Here is a 15,897-nt window from a genome sequence, read left to right on the forward strand (position 1 = left end):
GTTTTTCTGGTTTTCTACTTTTAAAATTTTCACTAAAAGTTAGGGGGCCAAAAAAATGGTCGGAAAAGTAAAATGGTTTAATGCAGAAAAAGGTTTTGGTTTTATCGAGCGTGAAGATGGTGACGATGTATTCGTACACTTCTCTGCTATTCAAGGTGAAGGATTCAAAACTCTTGAAGAAGGTCAAGAAGTTGAATTCGAAATCGTTGATGGAAATCGCGGCCCACAAGCTGCTAATGTAGAGCGTATCTAATTAAATTAGAAAACCATCGGGTACAATCCTTTTCGGATTGTACCCTTTTTATATTGGCAAGCAAATAAAGCATAAGTTTCGCCTGGATGGAGCAGATTAATTGAGGATACAATCTGATATAAATCAAAGGGCGGAATAGGATATGAAAAAAGCAGCAGCGAAAGGAAATCAAGAAAAGAAAAAACTGCAGTGGTGGCAGCTTTCCCTTATAGGAATAGGCTGCACAATTGGAACCGGCTTTTTCCTCGGTTCCGGATTAGGAATCAGGCTTGCCGGGCCATCAATATTAATTGCTTTTTTACTTGCGGCATGTACGACATATATCGTATATGAGGCTTTAGCAAAGATGACGGAAAAAGATCCTCAAAAAGGATCTTTTCGTACATACTCCCGTAAGGCGTTTGGACGTTCTTTTGGGTTCTTAAATGGTTGGGTTTACTGGTTTTCAGAAATGCTTATAATGGGAAGCCAATTAACAGCTCTGTCTCTGTTTTCTAGGTTCTGGTTTCCTGAATATCCTTTATGGATATTTGCAGCCATCTACGGAGCACTTGGACTGATTGTTATTATTATTGGAGCAAAGCTGTTTGAACCGATGGAGAACGTCAGTGCAATCGTTAAAGTATCCGCAATTTTAATGTTTGTCATTATTGTGATTCTTGGCTTGTGTGGTGTGATTGATGGAAAAGGAACATTTGATATTCCTTCAACGGTTAAGGAGGTTTTTCCGACAGATTGGAAGAAAACTTGGTCATCTCTCGTTTTTGCTTTCTTTGCCTTTGGAGGTATTGAAGTACTTGGAATTATGTCTATGCGATTAGAGAAGAAAGAGGATGCTCCAAAAGCAGGAAGAGTCATGATTTTAGCGTTAACCGTCATTTACATCATATCCCTAGGCTTGGTCGTAATGCTGTTGCCATGGGATAAGGTTAATCTAAAAGAAAGCCCGTTTTTAACGGTCCTGAGTTATTATCCATTTAGGTTCATCATGCATCTTTTTAATGGAGCCTTGATCATTGCTGGATTTTCAACAATGTCTGCTTCACTCTTTTCCGTTGCGAATATGCTAATGACATTAGCTGAGGATCGAGATGCACCGAAAATACTGGGCAAAAAAGGGACCAAAAAAGGGAGATTCGCAATCCCATTGCCTGCTTTTGCTGTAACCGTGACTGGTTTGCTGATCTCGATCGTTCTATCGAGAGTGATGCCTGATAAGGTCTATGAATATTTTACGACAGGTGCGAGTTTACTGATACTGTACAATTGGATATTAATCTTATTGACGTATTCCAAGCTCGCTGACCTAAAAACAAAGGATAAAATAAAGCGTACTATAGGGCTTGGGCTTATTGCGCTGGCTATTGTTGGGACGGTCATTGAAAAGGATACAAGAATGGGCTTTTTCGTAAGTCTAGCTTTTGTTTCTTTTGTAGGCCTGATTACAATTATTATGGCGATGATTCGAAAACGAAAACGGCCTTTAACAAGGAGAAGAATCCATAACTAACAACTAAATTAGGGATTGAATCCCCATAACACCAAAATAAATCCCAAAGCCGACTAAGGAAACTCCAGATATGATTGAAATTCCTGCTAAGAGCTTATTGGTTAAATAGCGCCTAAATATGGATGCCATCATCGCCATCGAATAGTCCCAAATTAATATCCCCACAAGGATAGCCAAGCTGTTAATGATGATTTGTTGAGGAGATAAATGACTCACGGTTTTGGCGAGTACAGAGCCATAGATGCCAAGCCAAAAAAGAATGGATAATGGATTCAATAGCGACATAAAAAAGCCAGAGCGAAAGGAACGAGTGATATCCTTGTTCCGAATATTGCTTTGGTTTTTTTTATGATATACAGCAACCAGACTCTCTACTCCGGAATAAGTAAGCACGAAAGCGCCGAATAACCAGAGAAAGGTTTGGATAAGAGGAACTTGCATATATTGAGCCAACCCGGTATAAACAACAAGCATATAGCAGATGTCGGCTAGAATAGCGCCAAGCCCGAATACCCAGGCATTTAAGAATCCATGCCTTAAACCAATTTCCATTTGTGCAGCATTAATTGGTCCAAGAGGGGCCGATAAGGAAATTCCTAGATAGACATATCCCAATAATCCATACATACAATGTATACCTCCATTTTAATTGCTCAAATTATCATATGCATGTATGCAGGCTTGTACGACAAAAAAGAATTTAAGGAAAACATAAAAAAAGAGGCATAAGCCTCAAATGGCTCATACCCAAAAGTACGTCAGAATTGATAGAAGAACGGATGTAATAACCAGTGTAAGCAAGGGAAGGCTTGCTCGTTTCTTAAGCTCTTTTAAATCAATTGTTAAACCTAGCCCAGCCATGGCCATAGAAAGCAGAAAGGTGGTCAGCGTGGCAATGTAATCATATAAGTATTCAGGAAACCAAGAGCCAGCAAGATAAGTTCGAAAAATACTTAAGGCCAGAAATCCTAGAAGAAACCATGGAAATGGAATGGAGGATTGGCTGCCAGCGCCTTGTTTACGTTTCATCCAGAACACTAATACAAAACAGAAAGGAATCAACAAGAAAACACGACATAATTTAGCTAATAAAGCCATTGTAACAGCAGCTTCCCCTGCAGGCTCAGATGCCAAAGCTACATGAGCCAATTCATGTAAGCTAAGTCCGGACCAAATTCCATATTCAGTAGGTGTTAGGGGGAGGATTGGAATAAGCATCGTATAGGCGACTGAAAAAATTGTACCAATTAATGCAATCATCCCAACACTCATCGCTGTATCCTCTTCCTTTGAATCCATTATAGGCGATACGGCTGCTATAGCCGCTGCGCCGCATATTCCTGTCCCTGCACCAAGCAGGAAAGAAATCATTGGATCAATTTTCAGCCATTTGCCAAGCAATACCATGAGGGCTACAGAGAATACGATACAAATCAGAGCTTTACCCAAAAGGCCAAGACCTTCACTAAAGATAATCTGCATATCTAATTTCAACCCATATAAAATAATGGCAGCACGTAAGAGAATTCTTGCTGAAAATTGAACGCCTGTTCGTAAATTTGTTGGATAGCTGCGAATGTTACGATACAGGATGGCGAGCAAAATACTGCATGCTAATGGTCCTATGTATTCGAAAAAGGGCAATTCAGCAAGGACAAATCCAAGCAGCGCCAATAAGGCAGTGAAGCCCAGACCTCCCCAAAATGATAAAGGAGATTGAGTTTGTTTTTTCATAGTAGACACTCCTAATTCTTTCATCACTAAATTTGAAAACAGTCATTATGTATGCGTAGAATATATGTATATACATAGCCAGGTTATTATGAGTTCTGGCAATGGCTTCCATGAAGCTACTTCCCTAGTTTAATATTCTTAGACTTAATAAAAAAGAGGTAACACTCAATTAATTAATTGTATGTTTATCCAATACAGGCTCATTTATACAAAAAGCTGAAACGGCTTGCCAGAAGCGAGGAGCATAAGACAGGGGCTCGGAAGGAGGTGTTCTTCCCTCCTGCAGAGACCATGCTTATGTCCTGAGATTCTAGCCGTTGAAGCTAGATTAATCAAAAAGCTGGGCGACTGCCCAGCTCCGACAAGCACAAGGAGAGGCTCGGAGGCAGGCGAATTAAGGAACAAAGACTAAGAACGCCACATCGTGTGGCAAGGTCTTTGTGATCGCTATCCTTATGACCTCGAGGAGCTAGGAGCCAAAGTAGATTAATCAAAAAGCTGGGCGACTGCTCAGCTCCGACGCATAAGGAGAGGCTCGGAGGGAGAGCGCTTTTCCTCTACTGCAGCAGCTACACTTATGACTCGAGCGGCTAGGCCCTGAAGCTGGATTATACAGGGGTGAATAGGTGAGGTGGAAATGTGGATTATATTGATCGTTTAAAACAGTTATTTGAGAATGAAAAGAATGAAGAACAGGCAGTAGCAATGGCGCAATATATGAAGAATCAATTTCCTTTTTACGGGATTAAAACCCCGGAAAGAAGAAAATGTATGTCTGTATTCTTTAAGGAAACAGGTATTCTTGCTATGCCGCTTTCACATGAATTTTGTTTAAAGCTTTGGAATATGCCGGAGAGAGAATGGCAAAATGCTGCGCTTGATTACCTTGCTAACTATATCGACAAACTGGAAGTAAAGGATTTACCGCTACTAAAAACATTAATTACGACAAAATCTTGGTGGGATACCGTAGATATGATTGCCTCTAAGCTGGTTGGCAATTTGGTATTAAGAAATCCTGATTTAATAGATACTATTATGAATGATTGGGTAATAGATAATAATATGTGGCTACGTAGAACAGCAATCCTCTTTCAACTTTCCTATAAAGGGCAAACAAATGAGAGAATCTTATATGACTACATATTGAAAAATGCGGATAGTAAAGAATTCTTTATTCAAAAAGCGATTGGGTGGGCACTGAGAGAATATTCAAAAACGGATCCGGAGTCTGTGAAGAACTTTATAAAAAAAATAGAGCTTGCACCTCTCAGCAGAAGAGAAGGTAGTAAGCATTTTCTAAAGGGGGAGACTGTATGAAGTGTATAGCAACCGATATGGATGGAACATTACTGAATGAGCATCAAATGGTAAGTGACGAGAACCGAAAGGCGATGGAGGCAGTAAGGGATAGCGGGGGACAAGTAATTGTTGCTACGGGCCGATCTTATAAAGAAGCAAGGTTTGCACTTGATGAGATTAACTTTCACTGTCCTATTATCAGTTTAAATGGAGCAGCTGTTTATAATCAGGAAGGCAGTTTGGTGGATTCCAATCCGATGAAGCAAGAAAGCTTAGTGGAGACAGTCAAGCTTTTGGAAGAAATGGATCTTTATTTTGAAATGTATACAAACAGGGGGACATTTTCCAAAAACCCCGAAAAGGCTATTGATTCACTTGTCGATATCTTCTTGAGTGCCAATCCTGATCAGGAAGAAGATAAAGTTCGTGAATTTGCTGAAGGCAGAATTAAATTTGGATTCTTATTTGCGACAGACGATTACTTCCAGCTAATTAATGAAGAGGATATCGAAATATACAAAATACTAGTCTTTTCCTCTGATATGAATAAACTAAAAAATACTGGCACTATTCTTGGAGAGATGGAAGGACTAACTGTCACTTCATCCGGTAAGGGGAATATTGAAATTAACCAGAGTGGTGTTTCTAAGGGAATAGCTTTGGAGAAATTGCTAGAAAAATTACGAATCCCACTTGAAGAAACAATTGCTGTGGGAGATAACTTTAATGATTTATCTATGTTCGAAAAAGCGGGGATGTCCGTTGCTATGGGTAATGCATCCGATGAGATTAAAGGGCTGTGCAAGGATGTTACCTTAACAAATGAAGAGGATGGTGTCGCCCATATCATTTATAAGTACATCGTTCAAAAATAAATTTAAAAATTAGGTATAGGTGGTCCAGAATATGGCTATCATAGTACTACAATGAAGTTTTCCAAAGTATCCCCCCCTTTTTTTGAACCGCCTTTAGTAATGAAGGCGGTTTTTTTTATGAAATAAAGATGCCCGCAAAAAAAGCCGTCATTAGTATGACAGCTTTTATAAATCTAATTCTTATATTTTTTCAGGCCATTTATATGAATAAAATCTTTCAAAGCAAAGGCGGCTTTCAAGCTCTTTATTCTTTTGGGCGAGTAATTCAGGCCAACCAGCCATCATCGCCTCAGTTTGAGAGCGGTGGGCAGAGATTGCCTTTAGTTTAGTCTCGATTACATCCTGAATATTATTTATGATATCAGGCTCTCCAAGGACATCCTGATGGTTGTTGGAAAAGGCTACACAATGAAGCTTTGGCCTTTTTTCAGGATTGATTTCAGAGACTGCCTGTACGACAGCTCTTCCGCAAGCTTCATGATCCGGATGGACACTGAATCCCGGATAGAAAGTGATAATGAGGGAAGGATCAAGCTCATCAATAAGCTTAGTCATTTGATTAGCTAGCCACTCTTCATTTTCGAATTCAACAGTTTTATCGCGCAGTCCCATCATACGTAAATCCTTAATACCCATTATTTGTGCTGCGTCTATTAATTCTTTCTTGCGAATCTTCGGGAGACTCTCCCGTGTTGCAAAAGGAGGATTTCCGAGATTACGTCCCATTTCACCAAGCGTTAAGCATGCATAGGTAACGGGGATACCAGCTCTTGTATAAGAGGCGATTGTTCCGGAAACTCCAAATGCCTCATCATCAGGATGAGGGAATATGACTAATACATGTTTCTCTTTATCCATTTATCCCAACTCCTTGTTATTTATCAAATGGGGCGGTACTGATTTCAAAAGCGACAGCCAGTCTTCCGCTCTGGTCAAGTCCAGCCATTAAAAGGCGGCCGAATTCATCGATTTCGTAATGGGTAATCCCTTCAGCGTATACCCAGCCTTCCTTCATTCTTAATCCTACCCGATAAGGGCCATCTCCGATAATTTTACCTTCTTCAAAACAAATAGAAACATTACGGATAAACGCACCTGCTGAGAAGAATGATTCATCATTATGAGTGGCATAAGCGCCGTTTGTTGTCTCTAAATGCAAATAAACCTGTAAACCGGCATATGATTGCAGCGCTTTTTGTGAATCAAGCAGGTCAATTGGCTTCATTAAGATTACCTCCTATATAAAAAGGAACACATTAGTTTCCTATTAAATTAGTGTTGTATTAATTATGATACTAAAGTATCTGAAAAATTGCTAAAAATGGAGATGGAAAAAAGCTGTCCTAAATTTCGGACAGCCTGTTATAAAGAAGAAATTATTTATATGTACGGTAAGCACCATGCATAACTGGTCCAACAAATTCATTTAGCTTCCAGCTATGTTCAATAGCGGCTGAGATAAATTCCTTTGCAGTAGCCAAGGCTTCTTCAACTGTTTTTCCTTTAGCCAGCTCAGCAGTAATGGCTGCAGCAGTTGTACAACCGGCACCATGGGTATAAGTAGTCGCAAACTTTTCGGATTCAAGGATGGTATAGTCTGTTCCATCATAAATTAGGTCAATTGCTTTATCTTGCCCATCAAGTTTAGTGCCACCCTTGATAAGGACATATTTTGCCCCTTGATCATGGATAATCTTTGCAGCTTGTTTCATTTCATCAATAGTAGTGATGGGGCCAATCCCGGATAATTGCCAAGCCTCAAAAAGATTTGGTGTTACAACCGTAGCAAGAGGGAGAAGCAATTCTCTCATTGCCACTGTATTCTCAGGCATTAACACTTCATCTGTCCCTTTGCAAACCATTACAGGGTCTATGACGACTTTATCAAGGCCATACTCTTTAATTTTTCGTGCAGCCAATTCAATAATATCAACGGTCCCAAGCATCCCTGTTTTCATGGCATCAATTCCTGTAGAAAGGATTGTATCCAGTTGTGCCTCCACAGTTGAAACATCAATAGAAAATACATTATGAGACCAGTTATTTTTAGGGTCCATTGCAACAATTGAAGTAACAGCAGTCATTCCATAAACGCCAAGCTCCTGGAATGTTTTTAAATCTGCTTGAAGTCCTGCTCCGCCGCTGCTGTCTGATCCCGCTATAGTCAATGCTTTTTTTAGACTCATTGGCCTATCCTCCCTCATTATAAAACTTAATTTAGTTATACTTTATAATACATACCAAAACAATATGTATGGAAAAAAACTGATGCTGTTAATTGTATACATAATCCGTGAACAATAAATTCTGAATTACCATTTTGCGGTATTTTATCATAGGTATAAACCGGAAGTATACAGTAAGAGTTTATAAAGGTAAGAGCTCATATAGTAATGATACTATAAGTGAAAAATAGTGGATAACAATAACGCTTATATGATTTAAGACATAGTAAGCAGATGCATGGCAGACGAGAATGAACAATGATTGATTCTAATAACATCAGATTGATATATGCAAAAAAGTTTTTTCTTATGCATTGTAACTTGATCAGAGTAGTAAAAAAGCCAGTAAAAAAAAGGGCGTTAAGGAAGGGAGAACCCATCCTTAAGCCCTTTTTATGCTGTATCGGTTACATTATTTTTGTATTATCAATATCACTTGCCTGGTTCGAAGTAACAATAACAATTTTGTGGTCATCAAGATCTTTTTCATATTGTTGTGCTTCTAACTCAGATAATCCAAGTGATTGAAGCTTGCTGCGCAATTCGTCACCGCGTTTTTTGAACAGATTTCCTACACTTTCAAAGAAACCTTGCTCACCAATACCAATGCTGCTTGTATCAGTAGCATCAGTTAAGTCCTTCGAAAACTCTTTATTATGGGAAAACAGATAAACATTCTCTTTTGTAAAACCCTCAGCTGCAAGTTGTTCAACTTTCTCTTTAGCTTGAACTGAATTTTCTACTACAAAAACTTGATACATCTTGCATCCTCCTCGAATTTTTGGATTTTAATTTAAAATGTAGTTACAGTGTTTATATAACCTATTAAAAAATCTATAAACATAAGTTGGGCAGGGTAAAGAGAGTGTAAGCGGAAAATATTGTTCGATAAATATAATAATTTCTGAAGTATATAGAGGAGTGGATTGGATGAGTCACCAAATTTTACAGAATGACTGGCTGGAGTATTTAGTGGATGAATTTAAACAACCATATTATGCAGCCCTGTGTGATTTTATAAAAAAGGAGTATGAAAACGAGATTGTCTATCCAAAGGCTGAAGATATCTACAACGCTTTGCACTATACTGATTTTAAATCCGTAAAAGTGGTATTGCTCGGGCAGGATCCCTACCATGGCCCCAATCAGGCTCATGGATTAAGTTTCTCTGTACAGCCTGAAGTTGCTCTCCCGCCCTCGCTACGGAATATTTTTAAGGAACTAAATGATGACTTAGGAATTCCAGTCCCTAACAATGGATACTTGAAAAGTTGGGCGGATCAGGGGGTACTTTTGTTAAATACCGTTTTGACTGTCAGACAGGGAGAAGCCCATTCACATAAGGGGAGAGGATGGGAGCGATTAACAGATAAAATAATAGAGACATTGAATGAAAAATCAGAACCGGTTGTTTTCCTATTATGGGGAAAACCAGCACAATCCAAAATGCACTTAATTGATCAGAAGAAGCATCACATCATTACCTCTGTTCACCCGAGCCCGCTATCTGCTCGGCGAGGTTTCTTTGGAAGTAAGCCATTTTCTAAAACGAATGAATTTCTCCGACAAAATGGGCTGAAGGAAATCGATTGGGCCATTCCTGATTTGTGAGGTTGTGAAAAATAGATTCCTTGGCGAAGTTAGGATAGAATTGAATAAGAAGAGATGAAGGTAAGAGGTGTGAATCTGTGGAAATAACATCAGAAAAGGTATTGGACAAAATGGATGAACTGATTCAGAAGGCTAAAATGGCGCCTGCTGAAAAAAGGAATGGATACCTAATTGCTGTTCAAAGCTTAATCGACTTGGTCATAAGTGATCATACCAAGGCGGAAGGACAAACTGTGAAGAAAACTGTTCCATATAATCCAATTCAGCAAACGAATCCGACTGTCTCTCTTCCTCAGGAGGAACCAGTTAAGATGGAGGACGCAAACGGGGATTCACTGCTTGATTTTTAAACGCAAAGGAGAGAACGGGGATGAAAACATTTATTATTATTGCAGCCATTAATGCGGCGATGTCCGTGGCATGCGGTGCATTCGGAGCTCATGGGCTGGAGGGGAAGATTTCTGATAAGTCTCTGGCGGTCTGGAAAACAGCCGTTCAGTATCAGATGTTCCATGCAGGTGGATTATTGGCAATAGGATTGTTGTGGGATCGATTATCCTCACATCAAGTGTTAAATTGGTCAGGTTGGCTCATGTTAGTTGGAATCATCCTCTTTTCTGGAAGCTTATATGTACTCAGTGTAGCGAGTATTGGTAAGCTTGGTATTATAACGCCGTTTGGCGGTGTAGCATTTATTGCTTCCTGGGTATTAATGATTGTGGCTGTTTATAAATATTCATAAGTTTGATATGTTCATAGAAGAACCGCTTATGTCTGACATAAGCGGTTCTTCTATGTACTATAGGGATTAGCTCGTCAAATATTTTTTATTCTCGGTATGCTAACCATTCTCGATTAACGAGATGGAGAACCAAAAGGATAGGAGTATTCGATTTCTTCATCAAAAGTTACATAATCGAGGTAAATCAGTGGCAATAAATAGCGCATGCCTGTTTGCGGATCACTTAAGATAAGATGATCTCGGCCGGCTGCTTCAATAATTCCTTTGAATAGTCTTGTATTACCATCCTTACTTCCCTCAAAGGTCATATATACCGAAGCGAGTTTACCGCGATTTAAACGCAGAATATTTTCGATATAGGATTGTTCTACGAATTGACCCGGAGCAGGCGACGGAGAAGTTTGGAACGGTGATCCGCCACCGCCTAGAGTATACGACTGCGCCGGAAAGGGCAGTTGTTGTTGCTGTTGTTGTGGCTGAAACTGTTGCTGCTGCCCCATGCCTGTTTGTCCTGCCATATAGGGATTATAAGGGACTTGATATCCGCCTCCATACGTTTGCCCCCCGCCGTATGATTGTGAACCCGGTTGTTTCATAAAATGACTCCTCCTCTATAAACAATAGTATTCTAAAAAACAGTTGGACAATCAGATTGTGTCGGTGCAAAGAAGCAGTGTGATTTGTAACGCCCAGAATTGTATTGTCCAAACCATTGTGCCGGGCAGTCCCCTTCCGGTCTGAAGAACCAAAGAGCGTTCGTGGCCGGATTAAAACGTTCCCCGTTGACGACTCTTCTTGCCAGCCTGATTTCACTCTCTCTGGCACGTTGATAAAAGTATCCTTTCTGTGTCGCTTCGAATCCACCGGGGTTTTGGAAAACCATTTGAGGAATCGATCGGATATTTACGAAATCCAAACATTCACCACGTACCCTGTTGACACCTACATTGCCAACCATTAACATGCCCAAATTTCCTTCACCCTCAGCTTCTGCTCTCATTAATCGGGCAAGAACTTTTATATCCTCCTCAGTAGCTTTTATAACTGCCATGCTTGAAGCACCTCTTTTCGATAGGTCATTTCATGATGTGTTGTAGATACGTAAAAGGTATGCTCACTATAGAAAATTATGCAGGGGGAGACCGGCTTATGATAAAAAAGGATATTACTTCATCCATTTCAAGAAGAGCAGAAGAGATTGCTTTGTTTTTGCAGGTCGCACTATTCACATAATTTTCCTGTGTGGTGGAATTTAAAAAGGTTAACAACACAGGGGAAGTCGATACTGAAGCAAATGAAGAGACAGGCGGTTATTGGGGAAATGCTTCAACCTTTATCTAAGGGGAACAGAGTATTTTGAAATAAAGGGGATCTTGGTGCTTGGACAACAAAAAAGTGCCCTATCCACCATGTATAATGGCTTTTAAAGGCACTTCCTTTTATCCTATTTAAACATGTAAAAATTCGCTGACACAGTCCGGTGTAAGGATATTTCCAACAAAGAAGGAACCGAATTCACCGTAACGGGCACTCACTTCATCGAAACGCATTTCATAAACCAATTTTTTAAATTGGAGAACATCATCTGCGAAAAGGGTAACACCCCACTCATAGTCATCGAATCCAACGGATCCAGAAATAATTTGTTTAACCTTGCCAGCATATTGTCGGCCAATCATTCCGTGAGAATACATAAGTTTTTTACGATCCTCCATCGGAAGCATATACCAGTTATCATTGCCTTGACGACGCTTGTCCATCGGATAGAAGCAAACATGCTTAGATGTCGGCAAGATCGGGTATAGTCTGGAACGAACATGAGGATTCTGATATGGATCTTCATCTGAATCAGAAGGCAGATAATTACTTAGCTCAACAACAGATACATAAGAATGTGCCGGAATTGTGAACTCTGCTAATTTAGTTTTATTAAACTCTAATTCAAGTGCATTTAATTCTTCCATTGTTGGGCGTAAAAGCATCATCATAAAGTCTGCTTTTTGTCCGACAATTGTATAAAGAGCATGACTGCCTTGGTTTTCATTCTGAGTTTTATTCCATTTTTCAACCAATCCCAGGAATTCATTGATGGCAGTGGCACGTTCGTCTTCAGGTAACATTTTCCAGGATAACCAGTCAATTGTACGGAAGTCATGTAAACAATACCAACCGTCTAATGTTTTAGCTGCTTCACTCATACTTATCATCTCCCACATAACATTTCGTTCATGCCATTTACTATATCACAATCAATGACATATTTTCTTGAATCAAGGCTTCGATAAACTTGTCGATATTTTGACATACCGCTATAATTTTAAAAAATAAGGCAAACCTATTAAATAATTCATCATAAAGGTGTATTCTAGGTAGAGTGACATTTTGAGGAGGACAAAAAAAATGAGTAATTTATTTACAACTTTAAAAGAAAAAGTTTCTGGCAATCAATTGCGAATTGTATTCCCAGAAGGAATGGATGAAAGAATTCTTGAAGCAGCCGGAAGATTGGCAGCTGAGAAAACAATCATTCCAATCTTAGTTGGAAATATTGATGAAATCACAAAAAAAGCGAAGGATATGAATATTTCTGTAGATAATATGGAAATTTACGATCCTGCTACATATATTATGATGGACGAGCTTGTGACAGCTTTCGTTGAACGTCGTAAAGGTAAAGCGACTGAAGAACAAGCACGTAAAATCTTGCTTGACGAAAACTATTTCGGAACAATGCTTGTATATCTAAATAAAGCAGATGGTTTGGTAAGCGGTGCTGCGCATTCTACAGCAGATACAGTACGTCCGGCATTGCAAATCATTAAAACAAAAGCAGGCGTTAAAAAGACGTCTGGCGTATTCATCATGGTTAAAGGTGATGAAAAATACGTATTTGCAGACTGCGCAATCAATATTGCTCCAGACAGCCAGGATCTTGCTGAAATTGCAATTGAAAGTGCTAGAACAGCGCGTATGTTTGATCTAGATCCACGTGTTGCAATGCTTAGCTTCTCCACAGTTGGTTCTGCTGTATCTGAAGAAACAACAAAAGTGGCGGATGCTGTTAAGTTTGTAACGGAGATGGACCCACAATTAATCGTAGACGGAGAAATTCAATTCGACGCAGCGATTGTTCCATCTGTTGCTGCATCTAAAGCTCCTAACTCTCCACTTCAAGGTTCTGCAAATGTATTTGTATTCCCTAGCCTTGAAGCAGGTAATATTGGATATAAAATTGCACAACGCCTAGGCGGATTTGAAGCAGTTGGACCAATCCTGCAAGGTCTAAATGCTCCTGTGAACGACCTATCCAGAGGATGTAACGCAGAGGATGTATACAACCTTGCACTGATCACAGCTTCTCAAGCTTTGGTAAAATAAGTTTATAAGTGACCTATGGCGCCCTTTGGCGCCTATTTTTTTATAGATGGAGAGAGGTAAGATGAATTTATTACAGCAGGATCGCTGGAGAATCATTGACCATAGTCAATCAGGTATGCATACACGTGCCATTCAATCATTTGCGATTGACGATACATTATGCGCTTCGGTTGGAGCTGGGAACTCACCAGTTACCGCACGGGCTTGGGTTCATCAAAAAACAGTTGTGTTGGGTATCCAGGACGGAAGGCTCCCGATGCTGAAGCAAGCTGCTGATTTCCTGCATGAGAAGGGCTATGACTGTATTGTCCGAAATTCAGGCGGATTGGCAGTTGTATTGGATGAAGGAATTTTGAACCTGACGCTTGTTTTTCCGGAAAAAGACCGGAAAATTGAGATTAATCGCGGATATGACGCTATGTGGGAACTGATCAAGTGCATGTTTCGAGACTTTGATAATGAGATTAAAGCGGGTGAAATCGTGGGCTCTTATTGTCCGGGAAGCTATGATTTAAGCATTGATGGCAAAAAATTTGCCGGTATCTCTCAAAGGAGAATCCGTCATGGTGTAGCAGTACAAATCTACTTGGATATCAATGGGGATGCTGAACAAAGAGCTGCATTAGTGAGAGATTTTTATAAAATTGCTCTAAATGGGACTGAGACGAAATTTGTTTACCCTACTGTGAATCCAAAAGTTATGGCTTCCTTATCTGATTTGCTCGGTGTCGAGCTGACTGTAAATGATGTAATGCTTCGCTTAATGAAGGCATTACAGGATCATGCCGGGCAGATTGAGATGAATTCTTTGGCGGAAGCAGAAATGCCACTGTTTGAATCCTATTTAGAAAGAATGCAAGACCGCAATGCGAAATTGGGAATCGATTGATTTTTTCCATCGTTTTAGGAAGGACTGTTAAAAGTAGTCTCTTACATGCTCGAATGAAAGTGAGCATGGTTTGATATTACAGATGAAAGCCGGCTCCTCTGAAAAGAGCCGGCTTTTTATATTTATTCTGCGATTTTTTCTAGATTTCCATTACGATCCATTTTAAATTTAGTAGCTTGTCGGTCATCTTCATCCAATAAAGCTAATTTACGGGCACGATTCATAATATTCATGAGTGTTTCGTAGTCTTCCTGAATCGTAACGGTATTTTCTTCAACATTATCAAGCTTGTGCTGCAATTCTTTATTTGTATTTTTCAGTTCCCTGATTTCAAGGCGCAATCTTTCATTTTCAGATTGTAATGCTTGCAGTTTCAGGCTGTTTGTATCATAAGATTGTAAGAATACAATAACATCGTCCATCGTCAAAGCCGGAGTCTTGTATTCTTCCAGCACTGGAAATAGGCTTGTTTGCTCAAATGTTTCAGTATCTTTTTGTTCGGTGGAAATATCCATGTCCATCAATTCATCTTCCATTGCGGTAGTCACTGTTTCAAAGTCTCGTAAAGATGGAGTCGGTGGCTGGTACAGGATTTTCTTTTTGCCGCCCTGATCCTTTCCAAGCAATCTTTGGCGTTGCTTACGCTGTTTACGGGCAAGCTGCAATGCTTTCTCATAAGTATGTCTTACAACCGCATTCCATCTAAATCCGCAAGCAGCTGCGGTACGGTTCAATTTATCTCCAACTTCGTCAAATGCATTCAATTGGGTACTGCCTTCGCGGACGTGTCTTAAAACAGTTTCTGCTAGTAATAAATCATTTTCTTCAGTCCATGCATCTTGTCTGATTTTCATGATCTGCAACTCCCTTTTCTATAAGATTTAAAATAAATTTGCAAATTATGGTTCTAGCATGGACAAAAAGAACAAAGTTTATACAGGTTACTAGATTTTTTCATTAACCTAATAGATATTTAGCCGATTCTTGCAAATAAGGGAGCCGGAGTGATACAATACGCTTTAGTCCCAAGAGGCTCACAACTAACAAAGAGTCAAATTTTTTGGCAAGAAAGGATAGGCGGTCATGTCGAACGAATTTAGAGTATGTGACGACTGTCAGGCTACAAACCTAAAGACATTGCTACCAAAATTAAACAAGCTCGATCCCGATGCAAAAATTGAGATTGGATGCCAGTCCTACTGTGGACCTGGACGCAAAAAATCATTTGCGTTCGTCAATAATCGTCCAGTAGCTGCACCAACAGAAGATGAATTAATTGAAAAAGTAAAAGCTAAGATAAAATAAATAAAAAGTCGCTCCTCTAAAAGATCAAATTTTAGAAGAGCGACTTTTTTTCATAAAATCCTATCTAATAATC

General features: G+C 39.6%; 20 protein-coding genes. 10 read left to right on the forward strand and 10 right to left on the reverse strand.

The genetic code is table 11. The features are described from left to right. Window positions 1-55 precede the first annotated feature (55 nt). Window positions 56-253, forward strand: a complete 198-nt coding sequence (locus AC4BHA_RS09940; RefSeq protein ID WP_066109465.1) for a cold shock domain-containing protein — start codon at window positions 56-58, stop codon at window positions 251-253. A gap of 142 nt (window positions 254-395) precedes the next feature. Beyond that, window positions 396-1,763 (forward strand): amino acid permease, encoded by a 1,368-nt coding sequence (locus AC4BHA_RS09945; protein WP_490552881.1) that lies wholly within the window; start codon window positions 396-398, stop codon window positions 1,761-1,763. A gap of 3 nt (window positions 1,764-1,766) precedes the next feature. Here the strand turns inward: AC4BHA_RS09945 and AC4BHA_RS09950 are convergent, their stop codons facing one another. Then, window positions 1,767-2,390, reverse strand: coding sequence for a LysE family transporter (locus AC4BHA_RS09950; protein ID WP_490552879.1), 624 nt, complete (start codon window positions 2,388-2,390; stop codon window positions 1,767-1,769). Window positions 2,391-2,504: 114 nt separating this feature from the next. Then, on the reverse strand, window positions 2,505-3,497 hold the full coding sequence (locus AC4BHA_RS09955; protein WP_490552875.1) for a YeiH family protein: 993 nt from the start codon (window positions 3,495-3,497) through the stop codon (window positions 2,505-2,507). A gap of 639 nt (window positions 3,498-4,136) precedes the next feature. On the opposite strand from AC4BHA_RS09955, the gene AC4BHA_RS09960 reads away from it, so the two are divergent. Together AC4BHA_RS09960 and AC4BHA_RS09965 are read left to right on the forward strand one after the other, a co-directional pair. Continuing rightward, complete coding sequence (locus AC4BHA_RS09960) at window positions 4,137-4,817, forward strand: DNA alkylation repair protein (RefSeq protein ID WP_490552872.1); 681 nt, start codon at window positions 4,137-4,139, stop codon at window positions 4,815-4,817. Next, window positions 4,814-5,674 carry a Cof-type HAD-IIB family hydrolase gene (locus AC4BHA_RS09965; protein ID WP_490552870.1) on the forward strand — a complete coding sequence of 287 codons (861 nt, stop codon included), beginning with the start codon at window positions 4,814-4,816 and terminating at the stop codon, window positions 5,672-5,674. The genes AC4BHA_RS09960 and AC4BHA_RS09965 overlap by 4 nt, the downstream gene beginning before the upstream one ends. A 180-nt stretch (window positions 5,675-5,854) precedes the next feature. On the opposite strand, the gene bshB2 is transcribed toward AC4BHA_RS09965, so the two are convergent. The 4 genes from bshB2 to AC4BHA_RS09985 all read right to left on the reverse strand — a co-directional run bounded on the left by bshB2 (window position 5,855) and on the right by AC4BHA_RS09985 (window position 8,660). After that, window positions 5,855-6,532 carry a bacillithiol biosynthesis deacetylase BshB2 gene (gene bshB2 / locus AC4BHA_RS09970; RefSeq protein WP_066109449.1) on the reverse strand — a complete coding sequence of 226 codons (678 nt, stop codon included), beginning with the start codon at window positions 6,530-6,532 and terminating at the stop codon, window positions 5,855-5,857. A 16-nt stretch (window positions 6,533-6,548) separates the two neighbouring features. Then, window positions 6,549-6,899, reverse strand: a complete 351-nt coding sequence (locus tag AC4BHA_RS09975) for a YojF family protein (RefSeq protein ID WP_066109446.1) — start codon at window positions 6,897-6,899, stop codon at window positions 6,549-6,551. 151 nt (window positions 6,900-7,050) lie between these two features. Next, complete coding sequence (gene pdxK, locus AC4BHA_RS09980; RefSeq protein WP_066109443.1) at window positions 7,051-7,860, reverse strand: pyridoxine/pyridoxal/pyridoxamine kinase; 810 nt, start codon at window positions 7,858-7,860, stop codon at window positions 7,051-7,053. Between the two features lie 446 nt (window positions 7,861-8,306). Then, entirely contained in the window at window positions 8,307-8,660 is a 354-nt protein-coding gene (locus AC4BHA_RS09985; RefSeq protein ID WP_490552866.1) for a YflT domain-containing protein, read from the reverse strand. A gap of 169 nt (window positions 8,661-8,829) precedes the next feature. Here AC4BHA_RS09985 and AC4BHA_RS09990 point away from each other — a divergent pair, with 169 nt between their 5' ends. From AC4BHA_RS09990 to AC4BHA_RS10000, 3 genes are all read left to right on the forward strand, one after another. Beyond that, window positions 8,830-9,510 carry a uracil-DNA glycosylase gene (locus AC4BHA_RS09990; protein WP_490552864.1) on the forward strand — a complete coding sequence of 227 codons (681 nt, stop codon included), beginning with the start codon at window positions 8,830-8,832 and terminating at the stop codon, window positions 9,508-9,510. Between the two features lie 77 nt (window positions 9,511-9,587). Further along, complete coding sequence (locus AC4BHA_RS09995) at window positions 9,588-9,860, forward strand: DUF5327 family protein (protein ID WP_140461906.1); 273 nt, start codon at window positions 9,588-9,590, stop codon at window positions 9,858-9,860. Window positions 9,861-9,880: 20 nt separating this feature from the next. Continuing rightward, on the forward strand, window positions 9,881-10,252 hold the full coding sequence (locus AC4BHA_RS10000; protein WP_490552862.1) for a DUF423 domain-containing protein: 372 nt from the start codon (window positions 9,881-9,883) through the stop codon (window positions 10,250-10,252). A 113-nt stretch (window positions 10,253-10,365) separates the two neighbouring features. Here the strand turns inward: AC4BHA_RS10000 and gerQ are convergent, their stop codons facing one another. The 3 genes from gerQ to hemQ form a co-directional block, all read right to left on the reverse strand. Next, window positions 10,366-10,848 (reverse strand): spore coat protein GerQ, encoded by a 483-nt coding sequence (gene gerQ / locus AC4BHA_RS10005; RefSeq protein WP_077248193.1) that lies wholly within the window; start codon window positions 10,846-10,848, stop codon window positions 10,366-10,368. Window positions 10,849-10,880: 32 nt separating this feature from the next. Further along, window positions 10,881-11,303, reverse strand: a complete 423-nt coding sequence (locus AC4BHA_RS10010; RefSeq protein ID WP_066109429.1) for a cell wall hydrolase — start codon at window positions 11,301-11,303, stop codon at window positions 10,881-10,883. A gap of 397 nt (window positions 11,304-11,700) precedes the next feature. Further along, on the reverse strand, window positions 11,701-12,450 hold the full coding sequence (gene hemQ / locus AC4BHA_RS10015; RefSeq protein WP_139892067.1) for a hydrogen peroxide-dependent heme synthase: 750 nt from the start codon (window positions 12,448-12,450) through the stop codon (window positions 11,701-11,703). Between the two features lie 202 nt (window positions 12,451-12,652). On the opposite strand from hemQ, the gene pta reads away from it, so the two are divergent. Further along, window positions 12,653-13,630 carry a phosphate acetyltransferase gene (gene pta, locus AC4BHA_RS10020; protein WP_490552859.1) on the forward strand — a complete coding sequence of 326 codons (978 nt, stop codon included), beginning with the start codon at window positions 12,653-12,655 and terminating at the stop codon, window positions 13,628-13,630. 61 nt (window positions 13,631-13,691) lie between these two features. Then, window positions 13,692-14,519 (forward strand): octanoyl-[GcvH]:protein N-octanoyltransferase, encoded by an 828-nt coding sequence (lipL, locus tag AC4BHA_RS10025; protein WP_490552857.1) that lies wholly within the window; start codon window positions 13,692-13,694, stop codon window positions 14,517-14,519. Window positions 14,520-14,641: 122 nt separating this feature from the next. Here the strand turns inward: lipL and AC4BHA_RS10030 are convergent, their stop codons facing one another. Then, entirely contained in the window at window positions 14,642-15,373 is a 732-nt protein-coding gene (locus AC4BHA_RS10030; RefSeq protein WP_066109416.1) for an RsfA family transcriptional regulator, read from the reverse strand. A gap of 229 nt (window positions 15,374-15,602) precedes the next feature. Here AC4BHA_RS10030 and AC4BHA_RS10035 point away from each other — a divergent pair, with 229 nt between their 5' ends. Further along, window positions 15,603-15,824, forward strand: a complete 222-nt coding sequence (locus AC4BHA_RS10035; RefSeq protein ID WP_066109413.1) for a YuzB family protein — start codon at window positions 15,603-15,605, stop codon at window positions 15,822-15,824. Window positions 15,825-15,897 lie beyond the last annotated feature (73 nt).

It is taken from the genome of Pradoshia sp. Z3_51, assembly GCF_058215915.1.